The following is a 16,886-nucleotide window of genomic DNA, read 5'->3' as shown; positions in this document are numbered from 1 at the left end:
AAAACCATGAACAACGACACTTTTTATTGTAAATTCATAGCACCGGAAGAATCGCTAGCCGACTTTGTAGAAAGTATAGGTGTGTTTCATAATCCGGCAAATGAACCAAGAGAAGTTGTTGTATTACCCGACGGACGCATTGACCTGTTTTTTTCCCGATCGGCTACCGAGCCTTTTCATGTAACACTCATGGGGCTGGAAACCGAACCCGAACAACGAAGTGTTACTCCACAAACCTTAAACTTTGCGATTAGCTTTAAACCTCTGGCGGTAGAATATATTTTACAGACTTCCATAGCCGATTTTCTAAACAGTGCCCAAAACTACCCTAACGACTTTTGGGGCTTTAATGATAACGACCTCAACGATTTTGATGCCTTTTACAAAAAGATTTCCGATAAAGTAAAAACACTTATCCCGAAAGAGATTGACGAAAGAAAACGTAAACTGTTTATCCTTATCTACGAATCTAAAGGGGAAATGACCGTGCAGGAACTATCTCAAAGCGTATCATGGAGCAGGAGGCAAATTAACCGTTACTTTAACCAATATCTTGGTCTTTCCCTAAAACCCTATTGCAATATACTCCGCTTTAGGAAATCACTGGAAGATGTTGCCAAATGAAAACTGGGAAGCACAACCTAACCTTACCCTGCTTGGCGATGCAGCACATGTAATGCCACCGTTTGCAGGAGAAGGCGTTAATATGGCAATGAAAGATGCTTTGGAGCTTAGCGAATACCTAACCTCAACCGAGTATGCTACTGTACATGAAGCTATAGAAGCCTACGAGAATGGTATGCGCAAAAGAGCATCTGTTATAGCGAAGGAGTCGCTTGATAACGGAGAACGTATGCACTGTAAAGATGCTGCTAATGCAATGGTACAGATGTTTATTGAAATGGAATAAAAAAAGCCAGTCTTTCAACTGGCTTTTTTACAATAACTAGTAAACAATATAATTACGCTAAATCAAATCTGTCTGCATTCATAATTTTATTCCAGGCAGCCACAAAGTCGTTTACAAACTTGTCTTTGGCATCGGCACTGGCATATACCTCAGCAACCGCCCTTAGTTCTGAATTCGAACCAAAAACAAGGTCGGCTCGCGTACCTACCCATTTAGCCTTACCTGTATTACGGTCGCTACCTACATAGGTTTCCCTTTCGTCTGACGTAGCTTTCCATTCAGTATTCATATCCAGCAGGTTCACAAAGAAATCGTTTGTTAACTGCCCCGGCCTATCGGTAAACACACCATAGTTCGATCCGTCAAAATTAGTATTAAGTACACGCATACCTCCTAAAAGCACTGTAAGTTCGGGTGCTGTTAGGGTAAGCAGTTGTGCCCTGTCTATTAAAAGCTCTTCGGTAGATACCTGTGATTTTCCCTTGCGGTAGTTACGGAAACCATCGGCAAACGGTTCAAGGTAACCAAACTGTTCAACATCGGTTTGTTCCTGTGAGGCATCCATACGCCCTGCTGCAAACGGCACGGTAACGTTATGCCCTGCATCTCTGGAAGCTTTTTCAACTCCGGCAGCCCCTGCAATAACAATAAGGTCGGCCAGCGATACTTTTTTACCTCCGCCCTGAGCGGCATTAAAGCTGTTTTGAATATCTTCCAGTTTACCCAGTACTTTTTGTAACTGTACAGGGTTATTTACCAACCAGTCTTTTTGTGGCGCTAAACGGATACGTGCACCGTTTGCTCCTCCTCTTTTGTCTGATCCGCGGAAGGTTGAGGCAGAAGCCCATGCTGTAGATACAAGTTCTGAAACGCTTAATCCCGACTCCAGTACTTTTGCCTTTAGTGCAGCCACATCACTGTCGTTTACCAGTTCGTGGTTAACTTCAGGGATTGGGTCCTGCCATAGCAGTTCTTCCTGTGGCACTTCCGGACCAAGGTAACGGGATTTAGGCCCCATATCACGATGTGTTAGTTTGTACCATGCTCTTGCAAAAGCATCGGCAAACTCATCTGGGTTTTCATAAAAGCGTCTTGATATTCTTTCATATTCCGGGTCAAATTTCAGGGAAAGATCGGTAGTAAGCATTGTAGGCCTGTGTTTTTTACTTCCGTCAAAAGCATCTGGTATTATATTATCGGCATTTTTAGCCACCCATTGGTGTGCCCCTGCCGGACTCTTAGTCAGTTCCCATTCGTAACCAAACAGGTTTTCAAAAAAGTTGTTACTCCACTGTGTAGGCGTTTTGGTCCAGGTCACTTCCAGTCCGCTTGTAATGGCATCACCACCTTTACCTGTACCGAAGCTATTCACCCAGCCCAATCCCTGTAACTCAAGGTCGGCTCCTTCCGGTTCAACCCCTACATGATCGGCAGATGCGGCACCGTGTGTTTTACCAAAGGTATGCCCTCCGGCAATAAGCACTACCGTTTCCTCGTCATTCATTGCCATACGTCCAAAAGTATCACGAATATCCTGTATTGCTGCTACAGGGTCAGGGTTACCGTCTGGCCCTTCAGGGTTTACATATATAAGTCCCATTTGCACAGCTGCAAGAGGGTTTTCAAGGTCGCGGGTATGTTTGTCACCATCGGCATCGTCGTCAGATACTGTTACACCATGTCCTTCCACTACACCTTCAGAACCATGCCCGTAACGAATATCTCCGCCCAGCCAGGTTGTTTCACTACCCCAGTATACATCTTCTTCCGGTTCCCATACGTCTTCACGACCTCCAGCAAAACCGAATGTTTTAAAGCCCATAGACTCTAAAGCCACGTTACCGGTAAGTATCATTAAATCGGCCCACGATATTTTTTTACCATATTTCTGCTTGATAGGCCAAAGCAGTCTTCGTGCCTTATCAAGGCTAACGTTATCAGGCCAGCTGTTAAGCGGGGCAAAACGCTGTTGCCCGGCACCTGCACCACCACGACCATCACCTACACGATACGTCCCGGCACTGTGCCATGCCATACGGATGAATAGTGGACCGTAGTGTCCAAAATCGGCAGGCCACCAGTCTTGAGAATCAGTCATCAGTGCATGTAAATCCCTTTTTACTTCATCAAGATCAAGACTGTTAAAAGCTTCGGCATAGTTAAAGTCCTTATCCATAGGGTCAGACAGTGATGAGTTTTGTCGCAGCACACTTACTTTAAGCCTTTTAGGCCACCAGTCGTTATTTTGGGTTCCCCCTCCGGCAACATTGCTTTTCATACTGCCGTTATGAAACGGACATTTACTGATATCGTTTTCTTTTCCCATAATTTAATACTTTATGATTGGTTAATATTTTGTTCATTTTTTTGTTGTTACTCAACCATATAAAGTTATGATTTTAAGAGAGATAATCAAAGGAGTTTAAAATCAATTAATTCTATATTGACATAATTAAAACCTATCTCATATTGCTTTTTGATTAATTAATCTATAAAAACGTTTAGCCTGGAAACACACCTGTATTTATATAGATTGAGTATTTCTCCTTCCAAAAAAACAGGTAATTATACGTATAGGTAGTTTTTCATTTATTGATAATTTTGAAAATCACCAATAAATAAATTATTAACAATGAAACAATTAACCTATCCAATTGCAGTACTACTGGTACTGCTAACCTGCATTGTATCGTGCAACAAAAAAACGACAGAAAAAGATTCTGCTAATCAGGCAATCATTTATTATGGCGGAGACATCCTTACCATGGAGGGCGACGCACCGGTATATGCCGAAGCTATTGTAGCCCAAAACGGAAAAATTGTTTTTGTGGGAACAAAACAGGAAGCTCTTGACAAATACAAAGAAAACGGTACCGAGGTAGATTTAAAAGGTAATACCCTACTACCGGCATTTCTTGACGGACACGGGCATTTTTTTGGTGTTGGCTTTACTTCACTAACTGCCAATATACTTCCTGACCCAGATGGACCCGGGAAAAATTTTGACAGTATAATAAATACTCTCAATAAATATAAGGACACCGAAAACGGAAAATATGTTGTAAATAAACTGGGATGGATAATCGGAAACGGCTATGACGATTCACAACTGGAAGAAAAAACACACCCTACCGCAAGTGACTTGGATAAGGTAAGTACAGATATTCCGGTTATGATTATGCATCAATCAGGACATTTAGGAGTTTTAAACTCAAAAGGACTGGAGCTTATGGGCTACACTAAAGAACATAATGACTATGGCCAGGGAGGTAAAATATGGATTGATGACGAAGGAAACCCTACCGGGTTACTTGAAGAGGGTGCTATTTTTAGTGTAATAGGACCTTTAATGGGTAAAATGGACGATGACATGTCTACCAAATGTATAGAAAAAGGACAGGAAGAATATGCCAAAAAGGGATACCTTACCGCTCAGGACGGGAGAACAACAACACCTCAATTAGCGGCATTAAAGAAAGGGGCCGAAAATAAACAATACTATCTGGACATAGTATCTTATCCTGATATTACACAAGGCTTAGACAGTACCAGCATGGACTCTTATTATACACATGATCATACCTATAAAAACCGTTTTAGAATTGGGGGTGCAAAACTTACCCTCGATGGGTCTCCACAGGGAAGAACAGCATGGCTAACGCAATGTTACCACACCAATCCAACCGGGATACAGGGCTGTTATAAAGGCTATGAAATAATAGATAATGATAAAGCTACAGAATATGTTAAAGAAGCCTATAAAAACAAATGGCAGTTGCTTTGCCACACCAATGGCGATGCAGCGATAGACCAATATCTAAATGCTATTGATGAAGCTCAAAAAACACTTAACTACGACGACCACAGAACCGTAATGATACACGGGCAAAACCTTAGAAAAGACCAAATACCGGAACTGGTTCGCCTTAATATAATGCCATCACTATTCCCTATGCATACCTATTACTGGGGTGACTGGCATGTACAGGCTATTTTTGGTCCTAAAAGAGGAAATTATATTTCTCCCTGCAGGGATGTTATTGATGCCGGTTTAAAAATAACCTCACACCATGATGCCCCTGTTACATTCCCTAACTCCATGAGGGTACTGGATGCAACCGTTAACAGAATTTCCAGAAATAAAAATATTATTGGTGCTGACCAGAGAATATCACCTTACGAAGGTCTTAAAACATTAACCGACTGGGCTGCTTACCAATATTTTGAAGAAGACAGTAAAGGCACTCTTACTGTAGGTAAACTGGCCGACTTTGTTATTCTTGATCAAAACCCTGTAACTATAGATACTCTCACAAATATCTATAAAATAAAAATTTTAGAATCGATTAAGGAAGGGAAAACCGTTTACAAAAACACAGATAGTAAATAAGCTGATTTTTAATCATATACTTAAAGTCCGTCACTAAATTATGTGGCGGACTTTTTTTATTATTTATGTTAAGATAGGTGTTTTTACGCAGTGTAAAAAAACAGGTAATTATACTCGCGGAAACCTTTACGGATAGCCATAACTTTGCTATACAAACCAACCAACTAATATTTAACGATGGAAAGCTTAAAGTACAATCAGGTTATCTTTAAGGCTTCCGGCAATTGCAGTAAAAACAGAGCAACACTGGAGGAACAACTGGCTTTTAATCCAAACGTACCCGACAATTGCGGTTGTCTTAGTCTTGAGTTTCGGGCATGGAGGCACAGCACCCCTTTTAACCCTTACAAAAGCATAGAGCCGGACTTTTTTGCCCTATCACGATTTACTACAAACGGGGCATCGTTAAGTATCTATTTAAAAAAGTTGCAGGAATGGCACAATGCCACACCAAACCACTACCCTGTACTTATTAACCTTGACATTAACAGCCTTAACGGCATTGACGCAAACTTTCATGATGAAATAGATACCTACCTTACATGTTATTTTGGAAAGGATCTTATTTTTAAACCGGGACAACTTATAAAAAACAGTAGCCTTAGCCTTGCCGAAAATATAAAAAATAACGGATGGCCTACGTTAGCCCAAATGCAGGGAAAATTTATATTTTGCCTTACGGGGAATTCCGATCGTAAAAACAAATATGCCAATACCGATATTGAAAACCGATACTGTTTTAGCGAAGGGGTAATCTCTACACTAAAAGAAATTCCGGAGAAAGGAAATATTGTTTTTTTCAGCACCATATATTCACAATACCAGCCTTATAAGGAACTATTCAAAAAAAAACTGGGCTATTATCATGATGCTAATTATATAACCCGTCTGTATAATGTAAACAGTAGTGATGCCTGGGAGTATGCTATTACTCATAACTTTAGTGTTATTACTACCGACAGGTTAAACGCATCAGGCGATGCTGAGATATCTCCACTTGTGCCTATAAGGCGAAAAGCCATAACCGTAAAGGGGTATTTAAAAAATAAAGCCAATAACGAATACAGAACCAACAAAGCCAGTAAAATGTGCCGTACGTTTAAAAATGACGTTTGCACTTTTATTTTTGAAAAGCACGGAAAAGGCTTTGCCCTTAAAAACGAGGAAACTCAGGAATACCTAAACAGTAACATGAATTACATTCCGCTTGCCGGATATACAGAAGATGAACTGTGGGTAGCCATAAGAGCCGAAGGCGAGGAAAACGGCTATTATTTTAAAAATATAAAAAACAGTAAGTACCTAACTAAAAAGGCTTCAAGACTATCGGACTCACAAGGTGATACCGAAATTTTCCTAACCGGTACTGCATTAGAATAATACCGATACAAAAGCTATTTCGTCGTGTTTATTTACCCTTAAACGAAAACATAGCAGTTTATTTTTCAATCAATTAGGCACTACATTATATTTGCAGCAACCTTACAAAACCAGACAATGGCATCCAACTTGCAAATATATTTTATTCAAATTACAGGGATTATATCCCTGTTTTTTTTGCACTCTTGCAAACCCGCTACAAACGATAACGACAGTAATAGTGTTGGGGCAGAAAAAAGCACTCAAGAATCGCCTACTGATACTATGGGAATAGTAAAACCTACCCTTGATAATCCAAGCAGCAAAAATTATTCTGCACTTACTACAAGTAAAGAATCGGCCGAGAAAATTAAAACATTCTTACATCAAAAATACCTGGAAGATTTTGACATACTAAGACCTACCGACAGGAAATTCAGTTTCTTTCAAACCGACTTTAACAACGACGGAAAAGACGATTATTTTATACACTTATACGGAAGTTATTTTTGTAATGCAGAAGGATGTACTTACCTGCTTTTAGATAATAACCTTAATGAGGTAGCTGTTTTTAACAACCTCTATTCCCCTATTTACAGAAGTGACAAAACCACAAACGGCTGGAATGATATAATTCTTTTCTCTCCCGATATTTTAAAGGATGAGCACCAATACATAAATATCACCTATAAAAACGGTAAATACAATTACAATACAAAAGAAGCTAAAAAGCTAGATGCCATTCCGTCTCAAAACTGTATCGTAATGTGGAACAATGAAGTAAACGCTAAAGAGTTTTCCTTTTAAACATCATTAACTTTATCCATACATAATGAAAAAAGCCCCGTTGGTTATCGGGGCTTTTTTATCTCTAAAACTTGCGTTAATAGATTGATCGATTGGTTTGTTGTGGTACAAAGATGAGATTCCCCCTACAATTTTACAATACAGGAAAACACTGAATTTTATTACGGAAAATACGTAACCTGAATTTTAGGCATAAAAAAACCCGCTTTGTCCCCAAAGCAGGTTATAATAGAACAAACATTGCATAACCCGTCGTAGGTCGGTTTACGGGCACAAAAGTCGAATACTCAAAAACGTTTTACAATACAGGAAAACACTAAATCTAAGTAAGTAAAATACGTAACCTTGTTAACATTTGTAATTATATTAAAATTATTTTTACTAATTTTGTTTAATCATTTTAAAAAAACAATGAACACAATTAAAAACGTATTCAATATTAAGGACTTGGAAAACCTTTCGGGCATCAAGGCCCATACCATCCGTATTTGGGAAAAAAGGTATAATATCCTTGAGCCTATGCGTACCGATACCAACATACGTTTTTATGATATTAAAAATTTACAGAAGTTACTCAATATAACCACGTTACACAACTTTGGCTATAAGATATCAGCCATATCAAAAATGCCGCCCGAAAAGCTACCTGTACTGGTTAAAGAGATCTTATCAAAAAACAATCTGACCGATCATGTACTGAATAACTTTAAGCTGTCTATGATGAATTTTGATCAGGCATTGTTTCTCAACACCTACAATTCCCTGCTACAGGAAAAATCATTTAGAGAGATATTCCACGAATTCTTTATACCGCTGCTTAGCGAAATAGGCTACCTGTGGCAAACCAATACTATCACCCCTGCACACGAACATTTTATAAGTTATTTAATTAAACAAAAACTCGCCTCTAACACCGAGAAAATACAAATAACTCCTCCTACAAAAACCGACAGGACTTACGTTTTATACCTGCCGCAAAACGAAATACACGAACTTGGGCTTATGTTCCTTAACTATGAACTGGTATTAAATGGCTATAAAACCGTATATTTAGGAGAAAGTGTACAATTAGATAACTTAAGGGATGTAAAAACCTATTTTAACAAAATTACGTTTATAACCTATAGTACTATTGCGCCAGACAATAACGAGATAATTAATTACGTAAACAACCTTAAACAACAGGTAGTAAACGATACAGATACCAGGCTATACATTTTTGGCAGGAACGGAAAATTCCTAGATCAGGATACCTTAAACAACAATATTAAGGTGTTTAACAGCATAGCTCAATTTACCGACAGCATATAATTTAATAAAAGATTGTTTTGTTGTTGTTTAATCTTTTTCTATTTTTATTAAACAAATGAATACTACCATAAACATAATCGGATCAGGATTTTCCTCTTTGGCAGCCGCCTCCTATTTAGCCCGCACAGGCTGTAATGTTACTGTATACGAAAAAAACAGTATTATAGGCGGAAGAGCACGTCAGTTAAAAAAAGACGGATTCACTTTTGATATGGGACCTACATGGTATTGGATGCCCGATGTTTTTGAACGTTTTTTTGAAGATTTCGGGAAACGCCCTAAAGATTATTATGAGTTAAAAAAGTTATCACCTGCTTATAGTGTGTGCTTTGGCATGAACGATTTTATAACGATAGGTGATAATCTTGACGAGATATGCCGTGTGTTTGATAAAACAGAACCCGGTAGCAGCAGTAAACTGCGCAAATTTATAGCCGAAGCAAAAAGCAATTATGATATTGCCATAAAAGATTTAGTATACCGCCCGGGTTTATCCCCACTTGAGCTGGTTACCCCACAAACCATCGCGAAGCTCGGGCAATTTTTCGGCAACATCTCAAAAGATATACGTAAGGAATTCAAAAACAAAAAACTGGTACAAATACTGGAATTCCCAGTACTTTTTCTTGGTGCTAAACCAAGCGACACCCCTTCGTTTTACAGTTTTATGAACTATGCCGATTTTGGACTTGGCACATGGTACCCTAAAGGCGGAATGTTTAGCGTGGTGGAAGCCATGCAGCAACTGGCTGCCGAACAGGGTGTGAAATTTGTTACCAACGCCAACGTGGAAAAAATTGAAGTAGATGAAGACGGACGTGCCACACACATAATTGTAAACGGAGAAAGGATAGCCGGAGATATTACATTAAGCGGCGCTGATTACCATCATACCGAAACACTTTTAGATAAAAAACACAGGCAATACAGTGAGGGTTACTGGAAAAGGAAAACCTTCGCCCCCTCTTCCCTACTGTTTTATGTTGGTTTCAACAAGCCTGTGGAAAATGTAGAACATCACACTCTGTTTTTTGACACAGAATTTGATCAACATGCTTCTGATATTTATGACATACCAAAATGGCCTGAAAAACCCTTGTTTTATGCCAGTTTTTCGGCAAAAACCGACAGTGATGCTGCCCCACAGGGAATGGAAGCCGGAACTTTTTTAATTCCGCTTGCCCCCGGGCTAGATGACACTCCTGAGTTAAGAGAACAATATTTTGAAAAAATAATGACAAGGCTTGAACAACTTACACAACAAAGCCTTAAAGACAGTATACTTTTTAAAGAGTCGTTTTGTGTAAACGATTTTGTGAACGATTATAATTCCTACAAAGGAAACGCATATGGCCTTGCCAATACCCTGTTGCAAACCGCCTTTTTAAGGCCGGGGCTTAAAAGCAACAAAGTAAAAAACCTGTTTTTTACGGGACAGCTTACCGTTCCCGGACCGGGTGTTCCCCCTGCATTAATATCGGGGAAACTGGTAGCGGGACTCATAGAAAAACAATTATACAAACAATCCAAACAAACTTTTACCAAACGTTATGAAATCAATATTTGATAAAGTTTCCTTTGATTGCAGCAAGAATGTAACAAGGTCATACAGTACCTCGTTCTCCTCTGCCGTTAAAATGCTGTCACCCCGCATAAGACAGGATATTTATAATATTTATGGCTTTGTACGCTTTGCCGATGAAATTGTAGATACCTTTCACGACTACAATAAGGAAGAGCTTTTTGAGCTTTTTGAAAAAGACCTTAATAACGCCCTGCGTGATAAAATTAGCCTGAACCCTGTACTGAATTCTTTTCAGCATACGGCTAACCAGTACAATATACCTAAAGAACTGATTAATGCTTTTATGAAAAGTATGAAACAGGATTTGGTTAAAAAAGAGTATAGCTCACTTGCCGAATACAACGAATACATTTATGGATCTGCAGATGTGGTGGGATTGATGTGCCTCAAGGTTTTTGTGAATAATGATGATGCCCGATATGAAGAACTGAAAGGTCCGGCTATGCGATTAGGTTCGGCATTTCAAAAGGTAAACTTCTTAAGAGATATTAAAGCTGATACCGAAGAACTGGGCAGAAGTTATTTCCCTTCGCTAAACCTTACAGAAATTACAGACGATGTAAAACAACAGATAGTAGAGGAAATTGAAGCCGATCTAGCCGAAGGTTATAAAGGTATTTTAATGTTGCCCGTAGAAGCTAAGTTTGGTGTATATACTGCTTATGCCTACTACAAAAAACTGCTTAAAAAGCTAAAGGCTACTCCTTCTCCCGAAATTAAAACCCGAAGAATAAGAGTACCTAATTATCAAAAATTTGGCTTACTGGCACAGTGTTATTTAAATTATCGTTTTAACTTTATATAAAATTCAAAACCATGTTAGTTTATATACTGGTATTTATATTAACCTTTTGCATTATGGAGTTTATGGCGTGGTTTACTCATAAATACATTATGCATGGTTTTTTATGGAGTCTGCACAGGGATCATCACCGCAAAGATCACGACTCGTGGTTTGAGCGTAACGATGCCTTTTTTATATTTTATGCCTTAGTAAGCATTGGGTTCTTCCTTTTATGGAAATATCAAATACTGGATATCGGGCTTGCTATTGGGCTTGGTATACTAGCCTATGGTATAGCTTACTTTTTTGTCCACGATATTTTTATACACCAGCGATTTAAGTTTTTGCGCAATGCCAACAACCGTTATGCAAAAGCGGTAAGGAGAGCACATAAAATGCACCACAAACATTTAGGAAAAGAACACGGCGAATGTTTTGGTATGCTCATTGTTCCGTTTAAATATTTCAGGAAATAAAAAAATCCGCTGCAAGAGCGGATTTTTCGTTTTAAGAACTATTATTTATATCAAATTAACCTTAATTATTATTATTTACATTCATTGCATTAAGAGCCGGTTGCAACTGCGCTATATCCAATCCTGATTTTTGTATCAGCTGTACTACAGTAAACACATCACCTGGAGTCATATCGTCACCTAAAACCCTTATAAGCCCAAAACTGTCTCCGTTTTGATGTAGGTAAACCACAAACTCATCTATATCATCATTTTCACCAAGCATGCTTATACTGCCTCCGCTTTTACCCGAACCGAAACGTATAAGCTCCTCATAGCCTCCTGTTTTAAGCAGTCCTTTTACATTTTTAGCTTCGGCTGTATACAGTTGGTCGTTCTCATTCCCGCTTTTAAAAATCAGGATATTGAGTTTTTTAACTGCATCGAGCGCTTTTGTCTCCTTTTGTGATAAATCAAATTTATCCCCTTTTATAATACTGGTCCCTAAATCAAAGGCAAGGAAATCCTGAGACTCTGATTTTTCAACAAAGTATTTTTGTAATGACGGACCCGAATCGCAAGACACTAAGCTTAGCATAAGGGCAAGCATGATCCCGAAAAGATAATGAATGGTTTTCATGATTTTTATTTTTTACCTGAAGCTTTTTTTAGTTTATCACCTCCCGGTATCTTCATATAATCGGTAAGGAAAGATATTTCCTTAAGATCAAAAGTACCTGTAAGCGACATTAAAACGGTATCATCACCTTCTCCGCCGTTGATAAACATAAGCAGTTCTTTAACTTCAGATGCTGTTGCTCCGGTTTTTACATAAATCTTAATGGTTTGCCCGCCTTCGCTAATACGCATTAGTTCTTCTAACGGATATTTTTTAAGGTAAGCATCCACTGTTTTTTTCATTTCTCCTTTGAACTTAGCATTTTCGGTAGTGAATACCTTTAGGTTATCCAGTCTTTTTATAAGACTGAAAAGCTGTTTGGTATTCGGATCACTTGAGTCGGCTTTCACCTCACTCATAAGTTCAAACATTTTTTTATTAACCAATATAGATACTATCTCATCTTCATCCTCAAACTTGTCAAACATTGACTGTGCGAAGAACAAAGTAGGCATTAGCACTAATACAAAGGTTATAATCAGCTTTTTCATTTTGTGGTAATATATTAAGTTTATGGTACTTTATTACAATTTTACTTTGCCGGTAAAGGTAACAACTAATGTCTCATCACCATCACCGCCGTCAACAAATACGAGTACTTCATCTAAAGTATCTGAAGATGTTTGTTTAGCATACACTTTTACTTCCTCGCCGTCGTCTTTTACGCTTATCAGCGTTTTCATGTTATTATCCCTAAGATAATCTTTTACCGCAGCTTTAAGTTGTTTTTTATACTTTTTCACTTCGGTACTGTATACTTTCAGGTTATCAAGCCCTTCGGTAAATTTAGTTACCAGATCCTGTTCATCCTTACCTACTTTCATTTCTCCGGCAAGGTCTATCATACTTTTATCAACAACAATAACATCTATACCGTCTACGTCGTCAAATTTATCAAATGCTCCCTGTGCATAAAACAACACCGGTACCAGCATTACTACTAAGGTTACTATAAGCTTTTTCATTTTTTACTTTTTAAAGATTGTTTTTCTTGATGATTCATACTCTTCGAGATACCCTATAGTGCTTGCCCCTTTATTTACATTTTGCGACAGTAAGTTTAATGCCTTTTGTGTTTCCCTTAAAGCCACTTCGGGATCATCAAAGGTACCAAGGTCATTATCATTAGGCTGCCTGTCAATAAAGGTAAACACCCCAAATAAAATCACCACGCTTGCAGCAACCGATAGCCATGCAACATTTCGTTTTCTGGTTTTTAATGGTATCGTTTTTTCAAAGCGCTGGTTTTTCTCATGGGCAAAATACCCAAACATTGACCTGTATTGCTCCAGATGAGGCGCCACATCGTGTGAAGAAAAGTACATCTTAAGCTGGTTTTCTTCAGCAATACTGGTTTCTGCGTCAAAGTATTTATCTATAAGTATTTCAATTTCTCTTAATTCCATAATTGTGCATTTTTGTTAATTCGTCCCTCAGTGCTTTCCTGGCACGGGATAAGGCTACCCTCACTGCTGTTTCGTTCATTTCCATTATTTTGGCAATCTCTTCAAATTCGTATTGCTCTACATCCCGCATTTGCAAAATAAGCCGCTGCTGCTCGGGGAGCGTATTCATTATTTTTTCTGCCCACTGCCAGGTATCACGGTCTTCGGTTTGCTTTTGCAGTCCCGGTTCACGATCACTGTAGTTGGAGTGTACTAACCGAAGCTCGGTAGCCCTTTTAGACTTTAACTGATCCAGGCAGTAGTTTTTTGTTATGGTCATGGCCAGGGCTTCCACACTCGAATAGTTATCCAACTTAGCCTTGTTTTTCCATAATCTTACCAAAACTTCCTGAGTGGCATCTTCGGCTTCTTCGTTACTAACTAACAGCCGTTTTGCCAGCCTGAAAACACGGTCTTTAAAAGGAGTAATAATATTTACGAACTCCGTTTGATTCATAATAATTTGCTATCGTTGTTTGCGGTTTTATAATAGGAAGACGAATACCCCTGTTTTTTGTTACAAATAATATTAAAAATATTAAATTTACGTTTTATACTTAAAACTGCTATACATGAAAAAGATAAGTATTGCCATTTGCTTACTGCTCATTTCTGCTTTTGCCCTGCAAAGCTGTGAAGATATGGACGATAATGCCGTTCCGGTAAACGATTTTATATGGAAAGGACTTAACCTGTATTATTTGTGGCAACCGGAAATTCCAAACCTTGCAGACAACAGATTTGGTAACCAGGGAGAACTAAATGCCTTTTTACAAAGCTACTCCAGTCCCGAAGCCCTTTTTAACAGCCTTTTGTATGTAGACCCTACAAACCCTGCAAAAAGTGATAGGTTTAGTGTTTTGGTTTCCGACTATAACGTACTGGAGGCTACCCTACAGGGTGTAGCTAAAAGTAACGGTGTGGAATTTGGACTTGTGTATACCGATGCTTCACAAACCAGCATATTTGGATATGTGCGTTATATATTACCCGATAGTGATGCCTCTACTAAAGATATTCAGCGTGGTGATATATTTTATGCTGTAAACGGAACTCCGCTTACACCTTCTAACTATAGAGGGCTTTTAGCTGCCGACACTTATACTCTAAACCTTGCCGATTATAATGATGGAACTATTACCCCAAACGGTGAAGAGGTTAGCCTTACCAAGTTTCAATATGGTGAAGACCCGGTTTATTTTGCCGATGTGGTATATAACGAGGGAGGAAAAACTATTGGTTACCTTATGTACAATGGTTTTTTTAGCAGCTATGACAACGAGCTGAACACTGCTTTTGGTAATCTTGCCGCACAGGGGGTTAACGAACTAGTACTTGACCTGCGTTATAACGGAGGCGGATCTGTACGTACAGCGACCTATCTTGCCAGTATGATTACAGGGCAGTTTGAGGGACAGCTACTGGCTAAAGAACAATGGAACCCTAAACTACAGGATTACTTTGAAAACAATAACCCAAATGCACTGGTAAATAATTTTGCAGGAGCATTAAACGACGGAACAGGCATTAATCACCTTAACCTTAATAAAGTATATATACTTACAACAGGTAGTACGGCTTCTGCCAGCGAACTGGTAATTAACTGCCTTAAACCCTATATTGATGTGGTGCAGATAGGTACTACTACCATTGGTAAAAATGCAGGATCGGTTACATTATATGATTCTGCTGATTTTTCTAAAAATGATGTAGACCCAAGCCATCGCTATGCTATGCAGCCACTGGTACTTAAAATAGTAAACAAAAATAACTTTGGCGACTATGAAGAAGGCATTAACCCTGATATTGAAATGCCTGAAGATTATGATAACCTTGGCCAAATAGGAAACCCAAGTGAGCCTTTACTGGCAACTGCAATTGGCCAGATTACAGCAAACGGAAGAATGATGCCGCAACAGCCTTCAAGGGAACATAAAATATTTAAAACATCTAAAACCATGCAGCCATTTGGCGATGAAATGTATATTGAAGAGGTACCGCAAAATTTAGGTCATCTTATAAAAGAGTTACCATAATAAAATTCGAAAGGCTTCCCTAGGGAAGCCTTTCTTTTAAACATAAACAAAATTACTTTATTTTTAGCTAGTAATTTAATTGTTAAAGTAGAAACTGTTTGGTCCAACTCCTACTACGTGTGTGTTTACTAATGTACCATCGGTACTGTAAATATAAATCTCGCTGTCTGAAGCAAAATCACCGCCATCAGCAATGTATACCTTACCTTCACTTACATTAAACCCATACATTGCACCATATTGAGAATCTGACTCATAGCTAAATAAAGCTTCTGTAGGTAATGTATTTGAGTTCAAAGGTAAGCTATAAACGCTGGTTCCAACAGTATAGTATATAGAATTATCAGAAATTGTAAGATTTTTTGCACCAGACATCTCAGCAGTAAGCTCAATAGTACCGCTAACGGTATTGTTTGCAAGGTTTATTCTGCTTATTTGAGTATCACCCATTACATATAAAGCGCCATCTTCTTCATCAAATGAATTTGGAGAATCACCAAGTTCAATAACTGCCTCAACAGTATTGTTTGCCGGGTTGAATACAGTTACCGATGTTCCGCTACCGTAGTATCCGTTAGCAATGTAAAGCTTACCGTTTTCTGTAAGTACCCTTTCAGCATAGTTATTAAGTTCTACTGTAGATGTAGTAAAGCTTGTAAGATCAATCACTGTTAGGAAATCATCCGGATCTGTATAATCAGATGTGTTAGTGATATAAGCTTTACCGTTAATAACCGCACCATAACGAGGGTTACTGAAACCTGTTTCGATACTTGCAACAAACTCAAAAGTATTTCTGTTTACTACAGTTACTTTATTTGCCTGACCAGAGATGATAAATGCATAATCATCACTAAAAAACATTGACTGCAGGTAAGTACCTATAGCAGGAGCATCAGGGTTTACAGCAGTAAATATATCCTGTTCTACAGTACCGTCGTTACCAATAAAAGAAACAGTACCTGTAGACGGGTTGCTGTTACCTTCGTTTAGTACAAAAGTTCCGTTCTCATAAGCACCCGAAGCAACAGATACGTTATCGTCGTCACTGCTACAGGATACAAAAAATAAAGAACCGGCCAATAGGGCAAATAATGAATTCTTAAGTTTCATAATAGTTGTTAA

General features: G+C 38.5%; 17 protein-coding genes. 10 read left to right on the top strand and 7 right to left on the bottom strand.

The features are described 5' to 3' along the window. Positions 1–6: 6 nt before the first annotated feature. The gene (locus V3Z67_RS15175; RefSeq protein WP_330444118.1) at positions 7–624 is read left to right on the top strand and encodes a DUF6597 domain-containing transcriptional factor; all 618 of its coding nucleotides are present in this window, start codon (positions 7–9) and stop codon (positions 622–624) included. Further along, positions 611–910, top strand: a complete 300-nt coding sequence (locus tag V3Z67_RS15170; RefSeq protein WP_330444117.1) for an FAD-dependent oxidoreductase — start codon at positions 611–613, stop codon at positions 908–910. The genes V3Z67_RS15175 and V3Z67_RS15170 overlap by 14 nt, the downstream gene beginning before the upstream one ends. Positions 911–962: 52 nt before the next feature. On the opposite strand, the gene katG is transcribed toward V3Z67_RS15170, so the two are convergent. Then, positions 963–3,236 (bottom strand): catalase/peroxidase HPI, encoded by a 2,274-nt coding sequence (gene katG / locus V3Z67_RS15165; RefSeq protein WP_442902271.1) that lies wholly within the window; start codon positions 3,234–3,236, stop codon positions 963–965. Positions 3,237–3,542: 306 nt separating this feature from the next. On the opposite strand from katG, the gene V3Z67_RS15160 reads away from it, so the two are divergent. The 7 genes from V3Z67_RS15160 (at position 3,543) to V3Z67_RS15130 (ending at position 11,622) form a co-directional block, all read left to right on the top strand. Continuing rightward, entirely contained in the window at positions 3,543–5,300 is a 1,758-nt protein-coding gene (locus V3Z67_RS15160; protein WP_330444116.1) for an amidohydrolase, read from the top strand. Between the two features lie 177 nt (positions 5,301–5,477). Further along, positions 5,478–6,680 carry a Ca2+-dependent phosphoinositide-specific phospholipase C gene (locus V3Z67_RS15155; protein ID WP_330444115.1) on the top strand — a complete coding sequence of 401 codons (1,203 nt, stop codon included), beginning with the start codon at positions 5,478–5,480 and terminating at the stop codon, positions 6,678–6,680. 177 nt (positions 6,681–6,857) lie between these two features. Beyond that, positions 6,858–7,466, top strand: a complete 609-nt coding sequence (locus V3Z67_RS15150; RefSeq protein WP_330444114.1) for a hypothetical protein — start codon at positions 6,858–6,860, stop codon at positions 7,464–7,466. Positions 7,467–7,877: 411 nt separating this feature from the next. Beyond that, complete coding sequence (locus tag V3Z67_RS15145) at positions 7,878–8,777, top strand: MerR family transcriptional regulator (protein WP_330444113.1); 900 nt, start codon at positions 7,878–7,880, stop codon at positions 8,775–8,777. A gap of 55 nt (positions 8,778–8,832) precedes the next feature. Continuing rightward, on the top strand, positions 8,833–10,344 hold the full coding sequence (locus V3Z67_RS15140) for a phytoene desaturase family protein (RefSeq protein WP_330444112.1): 1,512 nt from the start codon (positions 8,833–8,835) through the stop codon (positions 10,342–10,344). After that, positions 10,328–11,167: a phytoene/squalene synthase family protein gene (locus V3Z67_RS15135; protein ID WP_330444111.1), complete on the top strand. Its 840-nt coding sequence runs from the start codon at positions 10,328–10,330 to the stop codon at positions 11,165–11,167. The genes V3Z67_RS15140 and V3Z67_RS15135 overlap by 17 nt, the downstream gene beginning before the upstream one ends. An 11-nt stretch (positions 11,168–11,178) precedes the next feature. Beyond that, a complete protein-coding gene (locus V3Z67_RS15130; protein WP_330444110.1) occupies positions 11,179–11,622 on the top strand; it encodes a sterol desaturase family protein in 444 nt (147 codons plus the stop codon). 61 nt (positions 11,623–11,683) lie between these two features. On the opposite strand, the gene V3Z67_RS15125 is transcribed toward V3Z67_RS15130, so the two are convergent. From V3Z67_RS15125 to V3Z67_RS15105, 5 genes are read right to left on the bottom strand one after another with little or no spacing between them, the layout of a single operon-like run. Beyond that, the gene (locus tag V3Z67_RS15125; RefSeq protein WP_330444109.1) at positions 11,684–12,241 is read right to left on the bottom strand and encodes a DUF4252 domain-containing protein; all 558 of its coding nucleotides are present in this window, start codon (positions 12,239–12,241) and stop codon (positions 11,684–11,686) included. A gap of 5 nt (positions 12,242–12,246) precedes the next feature. After that, complete coding sequence (locus V3Z67_RS15120) at positions 12,247–12,771, bottom strand: DUF4252 domain-containing protein (protein WP_330444108.1); 525 nt, start codon at positions 12,769–12,771, stop codon at positions 12,247–12,249. A gap of 33 nt (positions 12,772–12,804) precedes the next feature. Continuing rightward, on the bottom strand, positions 12,805–13,245 hold the full coding sequence (locus tag V3Z67_RS15115) for a DUF4252 domain-containing protein (RefSeq protein WP_330444107.1): 441 nt from the start codon (positions 13,243–13,245) through the stop codon (positions 12,805–12,807). Between the two features lie 3 nt (positions 13,246–13,248). Further along, positions 13,249–13,686, bottom strand: a complete 438-nt coding sequence (locus tag V3Z67_RS15110) for a hypothetical protein (protein WP_330444106.1) — start codon at positions 13,684–13,686, stop codon at positions 13,249–13,251. After that, entirely contained in the window at positions 13,667–14,182 is a 516-nt protein-coding gene (locus tag V3Z67_RS15105; protein WP_330444105.1) for an RNA polymerase sigma factor, read from the bottom strand. The genes V3Z67_RS15110 and V3Z67_RS15105 overlap by 20 nt, the downstream gene beginning before the upstream one ends. A gap of 115 nt (positions 14,183–14,297) precedes the next feature. Here V3Z67_RS15105 and V3Z67_RS15100 point away from each other — a divergent pair, with 115 nt between their 5' ends. Beyond that, positions 14,298–15,761 (top strand): S41 family peptidase, encoded by a 1,464-nt coding sequence (locus V3Z67_RS15100; protein WP_330444104.1) that lies wholly within the window; start codon positions 14,298–14,300, stop codon positions 15,759–15,761. Between the two features lie 75 nt (positions 15,762–15,836). Here V3Z67_RS15100 and V3Z67_RS15095 read toward each other — a convergent pair whose 3' ends face one another. After that, a complete protein-coding gene (locus V3Z67_RS15095) occupies positions 15,837–16,874 on the bottom strand; it encodes a YncE family protein (protein ID WP_330444103.1) in 1,038 nt (345 codons plus the stop codon). Positions 16,875–16,886: the final 12 nt, after the last annotated feature.

Source organism: Flavobacterium sp. C4GT6 (assembly GCF_036347315.1).
Lineage (GTDB): Bacteria > Bacteroidota > Bacteroidia > Flavobacteriales > Flavobacteriaceae > Flavobacterium.
Note: the sequence above shows the minus strand (reverse complement) of the source record. Positions and strands in the feature narration are given on the sequence as shown.